The 14,323-nt window shown below is 72.5% G+C and carries 19 protein-coding genes; 18 read left to right on the top strand and 1 reads right to left on the bottom strand.

Going from position 1 to position 14,323, the window contains the following annotated elements; genetic code table 11:
- The first annotated feature begins 2 nt into the window (after positions 1-2).
- From D1J63_RS36815 to D1J63_RS27430, 8 genes are all read left to right on the top strand, one after another.
- Entirely contained in the window at positions 3-167 is a 165-nt protein-coding gene (locus D1J63_RS36815) for a hypothetical protein (protein WP_164413412.1), read from the top strand.
- The gene (gene hisH, locus D1J63_RS27400) at positions 158-805 is read left to right on the top strand and encodes an imidazole glycerol phosphate synthase subunit HisH (RefSeq protein ID WP_125635855.1); all 648 of its coding nucleotides are present in this window, start codon (positions 158-160) and stop codon (positions 803-805) included. Before D1J63_RS36815 ends, hisH begins: the two co-directional genes overlap by 10 nt.
- A 17-nt stretch (positions 806-822) precedes the next feature.
- A complete protein-coding gene (gene priA / locus D1J63_RS27405) occupies positions 823-1,548 on the top strand; it encodes a bifunctional 1-(5-phosphoribosyl)-5-((5-phosphoribosylamino)methylideneamino)imidazole-4-carboxamide isomerase/phosphoribosylanthranilate isomerase PriA (RefSeq protein WP_061445275.1) in 726 nt (241 codons plus the stop codon).
- A complete protein-coding gene (locus D1J63_RS27410) occupies positions 1,545-1,949 on the top strand; it encodes a RidA family protein (protein WP_125632504.1) in 405 nt (134 codons plus the stop codon). Before priA ends, D1J63_RS27410 begins: the two co-directional genes overlap by 4 nt.
- Complete coding sequence (gene hisF, locus D1J63_RS27415; RefSeq protein WP_125632506.1) at positions 1,946-2,701, top strand: imidazole glycerol phosphate synthase subunit HisF; 756 nt, start codon at positions 1,946-1,948, stop codon at positions 2,699-2,701. The genes D1J63_RS27410 and hisF overlap by 4 nt, the downstream gene beginning before the upstream one ends.
- A 67-nt stretch (positions 2,702-2,768) precedes the next feature.
- Complete coding sequence (locus D1J63_RS27420; protein ID WP_102932556.1) at positions 2,769-2,987, top strand: hypothetical protein; 219 nt, start codon at positions 2,769-2,771, stop codon at positions 2,985-2,987.
- Complete coding sequence (locus D1J63_RS27425; RefSeq protein ID WP_102932555.1) at positions 2,984-3,358, top strand: hypothetical protein; 375 nt, start codon at positions 2,984-2,986, stop codon at positions 3,356-3,358. Before D1J63_RS27420 ends, D1J63_RS27425 begins: the two co-directional genes overlap by 4 nt.
- 4 nt (positions 3,359-3,362) lie before the next feature.
- Positions 3,363-4,625: an MFS transporter gene (locus tag D1J63_RS27430; protein WP_277601472.1), complete on the top strand. Its 1,263-nt coding sequence runs from the start codon at positions 3,363-3,365 to the stop codon at positions 4,623-4,625.
- A 16-nt stretch (positions 4,626-4,641) separates the two neighbouring features.
- Here the strand turns inward: D1J63_RS27430 and D1J63_RS27435 are convergent, their stop codons facing one another.
- On the bottom strand, positions 4,642-5,277 hold the full coding sequence (locus D1J63_RS27435; RefSeq protein WP_102932554.1) for a TIGR03085 family metal-binding protein: 636 nt from the start codon (positions 5,275-5,277) through the stop codon (positions 4,642-4,644).
- Positions 5,278-5,358: 81 nt separating this feature from the next.
- Here D1J63_RS27435 and hisI point away from each other — a divergent pair, with 81 nt between their 5' ends.
- From hisI to lgt, 10 genes are all read left to right on the top strand, one after another.
- Positions 5,359-5,778, top strand: coding sequence for a phosphoribosyl-AMP cyclohydrolase (gene hisI / locus D1J63_RS27440; RefSeq protein WP_125632508.1), 420 nt, complete (start codon positions 5,359-5,361; stop codon positions 5,776-5,778).
- Positions 5,779-5,789: 11 nt separating this feature from the next.
- Positions 5,790-7,298, top strand: coding sequence for an anthranilate synthase component I (locus D1J63_RS27445; RefSeq protein WP_125632510.1), 1,509 nt, complete (start codon positions 5,790-5,792; stop codon positions 7,296-7,298).
- Positions 7,299-7,382: 84 nt separating this feature from the next.
- On the top strand, positions 7,383-8,024 hold the full coding sequence (locus tag D1J63_RS27450) for a TIGR02234 family membrane protein (protein ID WP_125632512.1): 642 nt from the start codon (positions 7,383-7,385) through the stop codon (positions 8,022-8,024).
- Positions 8,025-8,144: 120 nt separating this feature from the next.
- Positions 8,145-8,396, top strand: coding sequence for an HGxxPAAW family protein (locus D1J63_RS27455; RefSeq protein WP_061445281.1), 252 nt, complete (start codon positions 8,145-8,147; stop codon positions 8,394-8,396).
- A 92-nt stretch (positions 8,397-8,488) separates the two neighbouring features.
- Positions 8,489-8,944: a DUF2752 domain-containing protein gene (locus tag D1J63_RS27460; RefSeq protein ID WP_176155502.1), complete on the top strand. Its 456-nt coding sequence runs from the start codon at positions 8,489-8,491 to the stop codon at positions 8,942-8,944.
- A 117-nt stretch (positions 8,945-9,061) separates the two neighbouring features.
- Positions 9,062-9,871 (top strand): indole-3-glycerol phosphate synthase TrpC, encoded by an 810-nt coding sequence (trpC, locus tag D1J63_RS27465; protein WP_125632517.1) that lies wholly within the window; start codon positions 9,062-9,064, stop codon positions 9,869-9,871.
- Between the two features lie 303 nt (positions 9,872-10,174).
- Positions 10,175-11,458, top strand: coding sequence for a tryptophan synthase subunit beta (trpB, locus tag D1J63_RS27475; RefSeq protein ID WP_125632521.1), 1,284 nt, complete (start codon positions 10,175-10,177; stop codon positions 11,456-11,458).
- Complete coding sequence (gene trpA, locus D1J63_RS27480) at positions 11,455-12,270, top strand: tryptophan synthase subunit alpha (protein ID WP_125632523.1); 816 nt, start codon at positions 11,455-11,457, stop codon at positions 12,268-12,270. Before trpB ends, trpA begins: the two co-directional genes overlap by 4 nt.
- 101 nt (positions 12,271-12,371) lie before the next feature.
- Positions 12,372-13,145: a thioredoxin domain-containing protein gene (locus tag D1J63_RS27485; protein ID WP_164712994.1), complete on the top strand. Its 774-nt coding sequence runs from the start codon at positions 12,372-12,374 to the stop codon at positions 13,143-13,145.
- Positions 13,146-13,221: 76 nt separating this feature from the next.
- The gene (gene lgt / locus D1J63_RS27490) at positions 13,222-14,259 is read left to right on the top strand and encodes a prolipoprotein diacylglyceryl transferase (protein ID WP_125632525.1); all 1,038 of its coding nucleotides are present in this window, start codon (positions 13,222-13,224) and stop codon (positions 14,257-14,259) included.
- The last annotated feature ends 64 nt before the right edge of the window (positions 14,260-14,323 follow it).

Raw genomic sequence — 14,323 nt, forward strand, 5'->3', positions numbered from 1 at the left:
CCATGAACGGTACGTCCACCGCACTGATCGTCGTCGGCCTCTTCCTGGCCGGCGGCATCTACTCCTTCGCCAGGCAGCAGATGCCCAAGGGCCTGATCGTGCTGCTCTCCATCGGCGCCGGCATGTGTCTGCTCGCGGGCGTCCTGAGGCTGGAGGTCTGGAGTTGACCGCCGCCAAGAAGGTCGTCGTCTTCGACTACGGCTTCGGCAACGTCCGCTCCGCCGAACGCGCCCTCGCGCGCGCGGGCGCCGACGTCGAGATCACCCGCGACTACGACAAGGCCATGAACGCCGACGGGCTGCTCGTCCCCGGCGTCGGCGCCTTCGCCGCCTGCATGGACGGCCTCAAGGCCGCCCGGGGCGACTGGATCGTCGACCGCCGGCTGTCGGGCGGACGCCCGGTCATGGGCATCTGCGTCGGCATGCAGATCCTCTTCTCGCGCGGCATCGAGCACGACGTGGAGGCCGAGGGCCTGGACGAGTGGCCCGGCACGGTCGGACCGCTGCAGGCCGACGTCGTGCCGCACATGGGCTGGAACACGGTGGAGGCACCGGCCGACTCCCAGCTCTTCGCCGGCCTGGACGCGGACGCCCGCTTCTACTTCGTGCACTCCTACGCCGTCCACGAGTGGACCCAGGAGGCGCACAACCCGCTGATCGCCGAGCCCAGGGTCACCTGGTCCACGCACGGCAAGCCCTTCGTGGCCGCCGTGGAGAACGGCGCGCTGTGGGCCACGCAGTTCCACCCCGAGAAGTCCGGCGACGCCGGAGCGCAGCTCCTGACCAACTGGATCGAGACCCTGTAGAGATGAGCCCGGTAGAGATGAGCAAGCTCGAACTCCTCCCCGCCGTCGACGTCCGCGACGGCCAGGCCGTCCGCCTCGTGCACGGCGAGTCGGGCACCGAGACCTCCTACGGCTCCCCGCTGGAGGCCGCCCTCGCCTGGCAGCGCTCCGGCGCCGAGTGGCTGCACCTGGTCGACCTGGACGCGGCCTTCGGCACCGGGGACAACCGCGCGCTGATCGCCGAGGTCGCGAAGGCCATGGACATCAAGGTCGAGCTGTCCGGCGGCATCCGCGACGACGACACCCTCGCCGCGGCCCTGGCCACCGGCTGCACCCGGGTGAACCTGGGCACCGCCGCCCTGGAGACCCCCGAGTGGGTCGCCAAGGTCATCGCCGAGCACGGCGACAAGATCGCGGTCGGCCTGGACGTCCGGGGCACCACGCTGCGGGGCCGCGGCTGGACCCGCGACGGCGGCGACCTCTACGAGACGCTGGACCGCCTGAACAAGGAGGGCTGCGCCCGGTACGTCGTCACCGACATCGCCAAGGACGGCACCCTCCAGGGCCCCAACCTGGAGCTCCTGAAGAACGTCTGCGCGGCCACCGACCGCCCGGTCGTCGCCTCGGGCGGCGTGTCGTCCCTGGACGACCTGCGTGCGATCTCCGGGCTCGTCCCGGCCGGTGTCGAGGGGGCCATCGTCGGGAAGGCCCTCTACGCGAAGGCTTTCACGCTGGAAGAGGCCCTGGAGGCTGTGTCGACATGACGTCCGAAGCCGTATGGCGCGTGCAGAGCGGCAGTCCCTGGGAAGAGTCCTTCGGTTTCGCACGCGCCGTGGCGGCGGGCGACCGGGTCGTCGTGGCGGGCACCACCGCCTTCAAGGGCGACGTGCTGTACGGCGAGGGCGACCCGTACGAGCAGACCAAGGTTGCCTTCGCCACCGCGGTCGAGGCGATCGGCGAGTTCGGTCTCGGCATCGAGTCCGTGATCCGGACCCGTGTGTACCTGGCGCATTCGCGCGACGTCGACGAGGTGGGCCGTGCCCACAAGGAGCTGTTCGACTCCGTACGCCCGGCCACGACCCTGCTGGTCGTGGAGGGCTTCATCGACTCGCGGGTCCTGGTGTCAGTCGAAGTGGAAGCGTATAGAGGAGCCGTGGATTCATGACCCTGGCGGTCCGAGTCATCCCCTGCCTGGACGTGGACAACGGCCGGGTCGTCAAGGGCGTCAACTTCCAGAACCTGCGCGACGCGGGCGACCCCGTCGAGATGGCCAAGGTGTACGACGCCGAGGGCGCCGACGAGCTGACGTTCCTGGACATCACCGCCTCGTCGGGCAACCGCGAGACGACCTACGACGTGGTGCGCCGCACCGCCGAGCAGGTGTTCATCCCGCTGACCGTCGGCGGTGGGGTGCGCACCGCCGAGGACGTGGACAAGCTGCTGCGGGCCGGCGCGGACAAGGTGGGCGTGAACACGGCCGCCATCGCCCGCCCCGACCTGATCCGCGAGATCGCCGAGCGGTTCGGCCGCCAGGTCCTGGTGCTGTCGGTCGACGCCCGCCGCACCGAGGCGGGCACCTTCGAGGTGACCACCCACGGCGGCCGGCGCGGCACCGGCATCGACGCGGTGGAGTGGGCGCACCGGGCGGCCGAGCTGGGCGCGGGGGAGATCCTGCTCAACTCGATGGACGCGGACGGTACGAAGGACGGCTACGACCTGGAGATGCTGGCGGCGGTCCGGGGGCACGTGAGGGTCCCCGTGATCGCCTCGGGCGGCGCGGGCAGCCTCGCCCACTTCGCCCCGGCGGTCGAGGCGGGCGCGGACGCGGTCCTGGCAGCCTCCGTCTTCCACTTCGGCGACCTGCGGATCGGCGAGGTCAAGACCGCCCTGCGCGAGGCGGGCCACCCCGTTCGGTAGTTCGACAGGTCACCCCTGGTAGTGAAGGCGGTAGTGATCCCGGTGGCGGCCCGGCTATGGTGCTCATATGCCTGGGATCACGATTGAGTTCACCGAGGAAGAGCTGGCAGAGCTGCGCGCGGAGGCCAAGGAGCAGGGCGTCGCGATCAAGCGGTTGGCGCACGACATACTGACCGAGGACGTGGTGCGCCGACGGCAGAAGCAGCGGTTCGTGGAGGGGGCTTCGAAGAAGGCCCGCGAGATCATGGCCGACTTCGAAGAGCGCTTCCCGAGGGGCCTGCGGTGACGCTGTACGTGGACACCGGCTGGGTCCTCAACATCCAGGTGAACGTGTCACCTCAGAACACGCCGATCCGGGACTGGGGCGCGCTGCACTGCATGGTCGAGCGGCACAGGTACGAGCGGGTCGCCGGTGAGGCCTACTACGAGGAGGTGCCCGCGCGGGCCGCGACGTTTCTGCACACCGCGCTGCGGTTGAGGCCCTTCACCGACTACAACGCGTCCATCGGTGTGGCCTGCGCCTGGGAGTACATGGAGCAGTCCGGGTTGCCCTTCGAGTTGCCGTACGGGGAGATGGCCAAGCTCGTCTCCGACATCCGCAGCGACGAGGCCGACCTCAACGAAACCGCCCGCCTGCTCCGCGACTGGGCTGCATGACCCGGTGTCCGACCTCACCGACATAGCCGCCCGCCTGGCCCACACCGCCCCGGAGCGCCCCGCCCACCGTGACCCCAACGTCCTGCGCTGGGTCGGTGCCTACACCGCGTCCATGGTCGGCGACATGGTGTTCTTCCTCGCGCTGTCCTGGGCCGCCGTGCAGAACGGCACTCCCGCGCAGGCCGGCCTCGTCACCGCCGTGAGCGCGGTGCCCCGGGCGCTGCTCATGCTCGGCGGGGGAGTGGTCGCCGACCGGCTGGGGCCGCGCCGGGTCGTCATCGGCAGCGACACCGTACGGTGCGTCACCGTCCTCGCGGTCGCCGCCGTGCTCTTCGCGGCCGACCCCGGGCTGTGGCTCCTGGCCCTGCTCGCCGTCGTCTTCGGCACCGTCGACGCCGTGTTCATGCCCGCGGTCGGAGCGCTTCCGGCGCGGATCACCCACAAGGACCAGCTCGCCCGCGTCCAGGGCATGCGCGGCCTCGCCATCCGCTTCGCCGCCGTCGTGGGCGCACCGCTCGGCGGGCTCGGCGTGGCGCTCGGCGGCGCGGCGGCGGCCTTCGCCTTCGCCGGGCTGCTGATCGCCGTGTCCGTGCCGCTGCTGATCTCCGTCCGGATACGTGACCTCCCCGCCGACGACGCGAGCGCCGCGCGGGAGACCACCGCCTGGCGGGACCTCGTGGGCGGGCTCCGCTACGTCCGCCGGCACCGCGTCCTCGGCCCGCTCATGGTGGCCATCGCCCTGGGCGACCTCGGCTTCGTCGGCCCCCTCAACGTGGGCCTCACCCTGCTCGCGGACGAGCGCGGCTGGGGCGCCTCCGGGATGGGCTGGGTGCTCGCGGGCTTCGGCACGGGCGCCGGAGTCGCCGCCCTGCTGCTCACCGTACGGGGACGCCTGCCTCGCGCCGGGTGCGTCGCCGCCGGCTCCATCATCCCCGGCGCGGCCGCGATCGCCGCCCTGGCCCACGCGCCCGGCCTCCCCGTGGCCGTCGGCACGGCGGTGCTCGTCGGCCTGCTCACGGGGCTCAGCGGCGCCATGTGCGGCGCCCTGCTGCAGACCCAGTCCGACCCCGCCTACCTGGGGCGCGTCACCGCCGTCGGCGGCATCGTCAGCCTGGGGATCGCGCCGCTGAGCATGCCCCTGTCCGCCGCCGCCATCGGAGTCTGGGGCACCGGCCCGGTCTTCGCCGTCAGCGCCGCCGTCTGCGGCCTCGGCGGGGTCGTCGCCCTGTGCGCGCCCGGCGTACGGCGGGCCGAGCTGCCGAAGTGAGCGACCCGCCCGGGGCTCAGATCCCGAGCTGCTTCGTCTCCCGCAGCCTGGCGATCGCGTCCTTCTCGCCCTCCAGCTCCACCTTCGCGGCGTCCTGCCGGCCGTACGCGAACATCAGCAGCTCGGACGGCTCGCCGGTGGCCGTCACCACCGGCGTGCCCCGGTGGGCGACCGTCGTCTGGCCGTTCGGGCGGCGCAGCACCAGGCCGGTCGGGATGCCCCGGCCCATCAGCCGGGCGGCGCGCTCCAGGCGGGACCACAGGGCGTCCTGGAAGACCGGGTCCAGCTCGCGCGGCGACCAGTCCGGCTGGGCCCGGCGGACGTCCTCGGCGTGGACGTAGAACTCGACCGTGTTCGCCGCCTCGTCGACCTGCTTGAGCTGGAAGGGGGAGAAGCGCGGCGGGCCCGTGCGGATCAGCTGGAGCAGCTCCTCGTACGGCTTCGCGCCGTACTCCTCCCGCACCCGGTGCAGACGGGACGCCAGCGGCTTGATCAGGGCGCCACCGGCCGCGTCCGGACGCCGCTCGCGCACCACCACGTGCGCGGCCAGGTCACGGGTCCGCCAGCCCTCGCACAGGGTCGGCGCGTCCGGACCCGCCGTCTCCAACAGGTCCGCGAGCAGAAGTCGTTCACGCTTGGCGAAAGTCGACATGGAGTCAGCCTACGGCGCCCGGCCGGGTCCGCCCAATGGACATCCCGCAGGCGTGTCCGTCCCGCGCGGCACAATGGGCGCATGACCAGCAGCTCCCCCACCGGCGGCGGCCCCGGGCGGCCCAGCCCCCTCGCCCCGGAGATCGCCGACCGCCTCAAGCGCAGCGCCGACGGCCTCGTGCCCGCCATCGCCCAGCAGTACGACACCGGGGAGGTGCTGATGCTCGGCTGGATGGACGACGAGGCGCTGCACCGCACGCTGACGACCGGACGCTGCACCTACTGGTCCCGCAGCCGCCGCGAGTACTGGGTGAAGGGCGACACCTCCGGCCACTTCCAGTGGGTGAAGTCCGTGGCACTGGACTGCGACGCCGACACCGTGCTCGTCAAGGTCGACCAGGTGGGCGCCGCCTGCCACACCGGCGCCCGCACCTGCTTCGACGCCGACGTGCTGCTCGCCGAGGACGCCGCGGACACCGGCGCGCCCGGCGCGGATCAGTAGGGTCTGCCGCCATGGACGTCACGCATGACATGGACCTCGACACCTTCCGCAAGCTGGCCGCCGACCGCCGGGTGATCCCGGTGAGCCGCAAGCTCCTCGCCGACGGCGACACCCCGGTGGCGCTGTACCGGAAGCTCGCCGCGGAGCGCCCCGGCACCTTCCTGCTGGAGTCCGCGGAGAACGGGCGATCCTGGTCCAGGTACTCCTTCGTCGGCGTCCGCAGCGCCGCCACCCTCACCGAGCAGGACGGGCAGGTCCACTGGCAGGGCACCCCGCCCGTCGGCGTCCCCACCGACGGCGACCCGCTCGCCGCCCTGCGCGCCACCGTGGAGGCCCTGCACACCCCGCGCGACCTCGCCCACGACCTGGGCCTGCCGCCCTTCACCGGCGGCATGGTCGGCTACCTCGGCTACGACATCGTGCGCCGCCTGGAGAAGGTCGGTCCCGGCGAGCGCGACGACCTGAAGCTCCCCGAGCTGACCATGCTGCTCACCAGCGACCTCGCCGTCATGGACCACTGGGAGGGCTCGGTCCTGCTGATCGCCAACGCGATCAACCACAACGACCTGGAGACCGGCGTCGACGAGGCCTACGCCGACGCGATCGCCCGCCTGGACGCCATGGAGTCCGACCTCACCCGCGCGGTCGCCCAGCCGCCGGCCGCGCTGCCGCCCTCCGAGCTGCCCGAGTACACCGCGCGGTGGGGCGGCCCCGACTTCCAGGACGCCGTCGAGGACATCAAGGAGCGCATCCGCGCGGGCGAGGCCTTCCAGGTCGTCCCCTCCCAGCGCTTCGAGACGCCCTGCACGGCGAGCGCCCTCGACGTGTACCGGGTGCTGCGGGCCACCAACCCCTCCCCGTACATGTACCTGCTCCGCCTCGACGGCTTCGACGTCGTCGGCTCGTCCCCCGAGGCGCTGGTCAAGGTCGAGGACGGACGCGCCCTGGTGCACCCCATCGCCGGCACCCGCCCGCGCGGCGCCACCCCGCAGGAGGACCAGGCCCTCGCCGACGAGCTGCTCGCCGACCCCAAGGAGCGCGCCGAGCACCTGATGCTCGTCGACCTCGGCCGCAACGACCTGGGACGCGTCTGCGAACCCGGCTCCGTCGAGGTCGTCGACTTCATGTCCGTCGAGCGGTACTCGCACGTCATGCACATCGTCTCGACGGTCACCGGACGGGTCGCCCCGGACCGCACCGCCTTCGACGTCCTCACCGCCTGCTTCCCGGCCGGCACCCTCTCGGGCGCGCCCAAGCCGCGCGCCCTGCAGATCATCGACGAACTCGAACCCTCCCGGCGCGGCCTGTACGGCGGCTGCGTCGGCTACCTCGACTTCGCCGGCGACTCCGACACCGCCATCGCCATCCGCACGGCGCTGCTGCGCGACGGCACGGCCTACGTCCAAGCGGGCGCCGGCGTGGTCGCCGACTCCGACCCGGTCGCCGAGGACACCGAGTGCCGCAACAAGGCGGCGGCGGTGCTGCGGGCCGTGCACACGGCCAACCGGCTGACGCAATAGGGGCAAACGGCGGGAGCGGTGGGGCGATTCTCACGTCGGAGATTCCGAACCCCGGGTGATGGTTCGCCCGGGGTTCGGGTGATAGTGGAGTACGTGACAGCCGTTCCTCACCCCCGCACCCCAGCCGCAGGACCCGCCCGGGCCGGCCGCCGGAGCCTCGCCGTCGCCCTGCTGTGCGGCGCGCTCGGCGCCGCCGTCGCCCTGCTCGCCACCCGGCAGGAATGGGCGGAGGGCACCGCGACCGTGGCCGGCGGCGCCTTCCCGCTGACCGCCAAGGGCAGCGACGTCACGGGCGTACCCGCGGCGCTCGCCATAGTCGGTCTCGCCGCGCTCGTCGCCGTCTTCGCCGTCCGCCGCGCCGGCCGCTTCGCCGTCGCCGCCGTGCTCGCGCTCAGCGGCGCGGGCACCGTCGCCGCCGCCCTGGTCGGCGCCTCCGACGGCTCCGCCCTGGACGACCAGGCGGCCAAGGCGGCCGGCGACACCTCGGCCACCGTCGACGCGCTCTCCCACACCGCCTGGCCGTACGTGGCGGCCGTGGGCGGCGCCCTGCTCCTGCTGGCCGGCCTGCTCGCGCTGCGCTACGGCCGGCTGTGGCCCGCGATGTCCGGCCGCTACGAGCGCGACGGCACCCCGCGCCCGCGCCGCAGGCCGCAGACCGTCGACCCGGACCGCCCCGAGGACCTGTGGAAGGCCATCGACCGCGGCGAGGACCCCACCAGCGCCTGACCCCTGCCGGGACCCGCGTTCACCCGCTGGCGCACCCCCGCTCACGGCCCGTGCCCCCGTGCGGGACAATGGGTGCGAGCGTCCTGCTCAGACATGGCACACAGCAACGAGGAGCAAGCAATGGCGGGCAGCAGCCACGGTCACACCCCGGCCGCCTGGACCGGTGTCATCATCGCCTTCATCGGTTTCTGCATCGCGGGCATGTTCATGGTGGCGGCCCAGCCGTGGGGCTTCTGGGCCGGCATGGCGGTCGTGCTCCTCGGTGGTGTCGTCGGCTACATCATGAAGATGATGGGCCTCGGCCAACCGAAGCAGAACCACTCCGTGCACCAGGTCTCCGGCGAGCACGCGCAGGCCGGCGCCAAGGGCTGACCGAACGGCGGTCACGGACCTCCTGAGGGGCGGATCGGCACACGGGTGCCGGGACCGCCCCTCATGTGCGCCCGGGTGCCGCCGGGGGCAGAATGCGGGACGTGGACGTCGAGAGCGGGAAACCCAGCCGGACCAGCACCCCACAACTGCGGGGCACGGCCCTGCGCCTGGCCGTTCCCGGCGGGGTGCTCGCGGCCGTCGTGGGGGCCTTCGCCTACGTCGGCAGCGTGGACCCGTACGAGCCGGGCCACTACCCCGTCTGCCCCCTGCTGCGCTTCACGGGCGTCTACTGCCCCGGCTGCGGCGGCCTGCGCAGCGCCCACGCCTTCGTCCACGGGGACCTGACGGCCGCGCTGCACGCCAACGCGCCCGCCGTCCTCGCCTACCTGGGCTTCGCCGTGCTGTGGACCGTCTGGGTGGTTCGCGTGGCGCGGGGCCGTCCGGTGCGGGTCGACCTCGGACCGGTCCACCTGTGGACGCTGGGGACGTTGCTGGTGGTTTTCACCGTTGTCCGGAACCTGCCGTTCGGTGGCTGGCTGATCCCTTGATCATCCATGGAGTGTCCAGGTAGTGGGATCGCGATCAGGTGGATGCGGGACCGGTGCCCGGCTCCGGATACCATCACAGTGACCACACGTTTTGCCGTCTGAAAGGGGGCCGCTCGCGTGAGTGTGCTCGACGAGATCATCGACGGAGTCCGTGCCGACCTCGCGGAGCGGCAGGCGCGCGTCAGCCTCGACGAGCTCAAGGAGCGCGCGGCCAAGGCACGCCCCGCCCAGGACGGCGTGTCCGCGCTGCGCGGCGACGGCGTCAAGGTGATCTGCGAGGTCAAGCGGTCCAGCCCCTCCAAGGGCGCGCTCGCGGCCATCGCCGACCCGGCCGGACTCGCCGCCGACTACGAGGCGGGCGGCGCCGCCGTCATCTCCGTCCTCACCGAGCAGCGCCGCTTCGGCGGCTCGCTCGCCGACCTGGACTCGGTCCGCGCGCGCGTGGACATCCCCGTCCTGCGCAAGGACTTCATCGTCACCTCGTACCAGCTGTGGGAGGCCCGTGCGCACGGCGCCGACCTCGTGCTGCTGATCGTCGCGGCCCTCGAACAGCCGGCCCTGGAGTCGCTGATCGAGCGCGCCGAGTCCATCGGACTCACCCCGCTGGTCGAGGTGCACGACGAGGACGAGGTCGAGCGCGCGGTGGACGCGGGCGCCAAGGTCATCGGCGTCAACGCGCGCAACCTGAAGACGCTCGAGGTCGACCGCGGCACCTTCGAACGGGTCGCCCCGGAGATCCCCGCGCACATCGTCAAGGTCGCCGAATCCGGCGTCCGCGGCCCGCACGACCTCATCGCCTACGCCAACGAGGGCGCCGACGCCGTCCTGGTGGGCGAGTCCCTGGTCACCGGCCGCGACCCCAAGACGGCGGTCTCCGACCTGGTGGCCGCCGGCGAACACCCGGCACTCCGCCACGGCCGGGGCTGACACGCCGGTAAGCTGACCCCGATGACCCCCGTACCCACTCCGGCCCCCCGGGACCCGTACGCCCGCCTCGCACGCGGCTGCCGGCCCCGGGGCTGCCGCGCGCCCGCACGCCGGGTGCACGGCCGCCGGGTGCGGTACGTCATCGGGGACGAGCCCGGGCAGGTAAACGGACGGCGATGGCAACGCCCCGTCCTTTAGGGGCGCGGGGAACTGCGCGACCAGCCACAGACGGCAGGCAGCCGACAAGAGGTCCCCGCCCCCACGGCGATTAGTCACATCAGACACTCACCGTGAGGTACCCGCATGCCCAGCAACTTCTTCATCCCCGACCCGGAGGGTCAAACCCCCTCCGCCGAGGGTTACTTCGGCGCCTACGGCGGCAAGTTCATCCCCGAGGCCCTCGTCGCGGCCGTCGACGAGGTCGCCGTCGAGTACGACAAGGCGAAGTCCGACCCGGAGTTCGCCCGCGAGCTGGACGACCTCCTCGTCCACTACACGGGCCGCCCGTCCTCCCTCACCGAGGTCCCCCGCTTCGCCGCCGAAGCCGGCGGGGCCAGGATCTTCCTCAAGCGCGAGGACCTGAACCACACCGGCTCGCACAAGATCAACAACGTGCTCGGTCAGGCCCTGCTCACCAAGCGCATGGGCAAGACCCGCGTCATCGCCGAGACCGGCGCCGGCCAGCACGGCGTGGCGACGGCGACGGCCTGCGCCCTCTTCGGCCTCGACTGCACCATCTACATGGGCGAGATCGACACCCGCCGCCAGGCCCTCAACGTGGCCCGGATGCGGATGCTCGGCGCCGAGGTCATCGCCGTGAAGTCCGGCAGCCGCACGCTGAAGGACGCGATCAACGAGGCGTTCCGCGACTGGGTCGCCAACGTCGACCGCACCCACTACCTGTTCGGCACCGTCGCGGGCCCCCATCCCTTCCCGGCGATGGTCCGCGACTTCCACCGCGTCATCGGCGTCGAGGCCCGCCGCCAGCTTCTGGAGCAGGCCGGACGGCTGCCCGACGCCGCGATCGCCTGCGTCGGCGGCGGCTCCAACGCCATCGGCCTCTTCCACGCCTTCATCCCCGACACCGGCGTACGCCTCATCGGCTGCGAGCCCGCCGGGCACGGCGTCGAGACCGGCGAGCACGCGGCCACCCTGACCGCGGGCGAGCCCGGCATCCTGCACGGCTCCCGGTCCTACGTCCTCCAGGACGACGAGGGCCAGATCACCGAGCCGTACTCGATCTCGGCCGGCCTGGACTACCCCGGCATCGGCCCGGAGCACGCCCACCTCAAGGACTCCGGCCGCGGCGAGTACCGCGCGGTCACCGACGACGCCGCCATGCAGGCCCTGCGCCTGCTGTCGCGCACCGAGGGCATCATCCCGGCCATCGAGAGCGCCCACGCGCTGGCCGGCGCCCTGGAGGTCGGCAAGGAGCTGGGCAAGGACGGGCTGATCGTGGTCAACCTGTCCGGCCGCGGCGACAAGGACATGGACACCGCCGCCCGCTACTTCGGGCTGTACGACACCGACGCCGAGGTCGCCGCCGACGGGACCGGCGCCGCGGAGATCGAGGGGGACGCCAAGTGAGCGGGAACGTACAGCTGCTGAACGACACCCTCGCGGCCGCGAAGTCCGAGGGCCGCGCCGCCCTGATCGCCTACCTCCCGGCCGGCTTCCCGACCGTGGACGGCGGCATCGAGGCGGTCAAGGCCGCGCTCGACGGCGGCGCCGACGTCGTCGAGGTGGGCCTGCCGCACAGCGACCCGGTGCTCGACGGCCCGGTGATCCAGACCGCCGACGACATCGCCCTGCGCGGCGGCGTGCGGATCGCCGACGTGATGCGCACCGTCCACGAGGCGCACGAGGCCACCGGCAAGCCGATCCTCGTCATGACGTACTGGAACCCGATCGACCGCTACGGCGTGGAGCGCTTCACCGCTGAGCTGGCCGAGGCGGGCGGTGCCGGGTGCATCCTGCCCGACCTGCCGGTCCAGGAGTCGGCGCTGTGGCGGGAGCACGCGGACAAGCACGGGCTCGCCACGGTCTTCGTGGTCGCGCCCAGCAGCAAGGACGCGCGGCTCGCCGAGATCACCGCGGCCGGCAGCGGCTTCGTCTACGCCGCCTCCCTCATGGGCGTCACCGGCACCCGCGAGTCGGTCGGCGCGCAGGCCGAGGACCTGGTGCGGCGCACCCGCGCCACCACCGACACCCCCGTCTGCGTCGGCCTCGGCGTCTCCAACGCCGCCCAGGCCGCCGAGGTGGCCGGCTTCGCCGACGGCGTGATCGTCGGCTCCGCCTTCGTCAAGCGGATGCTGGACGCGCCCGACGACGCGGCCGGCATCGAGGGCGTCCGGGCGCTCGCCGCCGACCTGGCGAAGGGCGTGCGCGGACAGGCGTGAGAGCCCGCACCTGCCGGACGGGCACATGACAGGGGTCCCTCGTACGAGTGGACCTGGGACCGGGGAGGCGCGCTGCGCCTCCCCGGTTCGTTCTGCGGGGTGTGAGCGAGAAGAACCGACAGGGAAAGCGCAGCGCCCGCGAGAAGCTGGCGGCCGAGCGCGCGAAGCAGAAGTCCAGGGACAAGCGCCGCCGTGCGCTGATCGTCGGCGCGAGCGTGGTCTGCGTCCTGGGACTCGCGGCGGTGATCGGCGTGATCGCGGCGAACGCGGGCAAGGACGACGGCACCGAGTCGACCGGCCCGATCGTGGTGCCCTCGGGCGCACAGGGCAAGGACGGCCTCGCGATCCCCGTCGGCGAGGAGAGCGCCAAGTCGAAGCTCACCGTCTGGGAGGACTTCCGCTGCCCGGCCTGCAAGGCCTTCGAGCTGGCGTACCGCGACACCATTCACGAGCTGACCGACGCGGGGAAGCTCAAGGTCGAGTACCACCTGGCCACGATCATCGACGGCAACATGGGCGGCACCGGCTCCCGCAAGGCGGCCAACGCGGCGGCCTGCGCCCAGGACGCCGGAAAGTTCCCCGCGTACCACGACGTGCTGTACGACAACCAGCCGCCGGAGACCGACGACGCCTTCGCCGACGAGGACAAGCTGCTCGACCTGGCGGGCAAGGTCGACGGCCTCGACACCACCCTCTTCCAGGAGTGCGTGAAGAACGGCAGGCACAACAGCTGGGTGGAGAAGTCGAACAAGGCCTTCCAGGACGGCGGCTTCAGCGGCACCCCCACGGTGCTCCTGGACGGCAAGAACATCTACCAGGACCGCTCCATGACCCCGGCCAAGCTGAAGCAGATGGTGGAGGACGCCAACAAGTAGCGCGCCCGCTCGTTACGGACCCGTAGCCGGGCTGCCCGCCGCGCTCCCCGTCCGACACGGTAGCGTCGACCCTGCCATGGAACTTGCCTTCATTCCCAGCCCGTCGCGCGGGGTGCTGTACCTCGGTCCCATCCCGCTGCGCGGCTACGCGTTCTGCATCATCATCGGTGTCTTCGTTGCCGTCTGGCTCGGCAACAAGCGCTGGATCGCCCGGGGCGGGCGGCCGGGCACGGTGGCCGACATCGCGGTCTGGGCCGTTCCCTTCGGCCTGGTCGGCGGACGCCTCTACCACGTGATCACGGACTACCAGCTGTACTTCAGCGAGGGCCGTGACTGGGTCGACGCCTTCAAGGTCTGGGAGGGCGGACTCGGCATCTGGGGCGCGATCGCGTTCGGCGCGGTGGGCGCCTGGATCGGCGCCCGGCGCCGGGGCGTCCCGATGCCCGCGTACGCCGACGCCGTCGCCCCCGGCATCGTCCTCGCGCAGGCCATCGGCCGCTGGGGCAACTGGTTCAACCAGGAGCTGTACGGCAAGGCGACCGACCTGCCGTGGGCCGTGGAGATCACCTCGACGGCCGACGGACGGGTGCCGGGCACCTACCACCCGACCTTCCTGTACGAGTCGCTGTGGTGCATCGGCGTCGCGCTGCTCGTCATCTGGGCCGACCGCCGCTTCCGGCTGGGCCACGGGCGGGCCTTCGCCCTCTACGTCGCGGCGTACTGCGCGGGCCGGTTCTGGATCGAGTACATGCGCGTCGACGACGCCCACCACATCCTCGGCCTGCGCCTGAACAACTGGACCGCGCTCTTCGTGTTCCTGCTCGCCGTGCTGTACATCGTGCTCTCGGCGCGGATGCGGCCGGGCCGGGAGGCCGTGGTGGAGCCGGGCGCGGAGACCGCCGACGGAGCGGCCGGGGCCGACGGGGAGAAGGACGCGGGGGCGGCCTCCGCGGACGCCGGCGCCGACGACCCGGACACCGCGAAGAAGGACAAGGACGCGGACACCCCGGGGAAGACCGACGCCCCCGAGGACACGGGCGACGCGGCCGACGCCGAGGACGCGGCGGACGCCGAGGGCGTGAAGAACGGCGCCGACTCCGCCAAGAAGGGCTGACCCCGCCCGACGTACGTGCCGCCGAGGGCGCCCGGGACTTCCCCGGGCGCCCTCCGCGCGTGCG

This window comes from Streptomyces sp. KPB2, from assembly GCF_003950055.1.
Classification (GTDB): Bacteria; Actinomycetota; Actinomycetes; order Streptomycetales; family Streptomycetaceae; genus Streptomyces; species Streptomyces salinarius.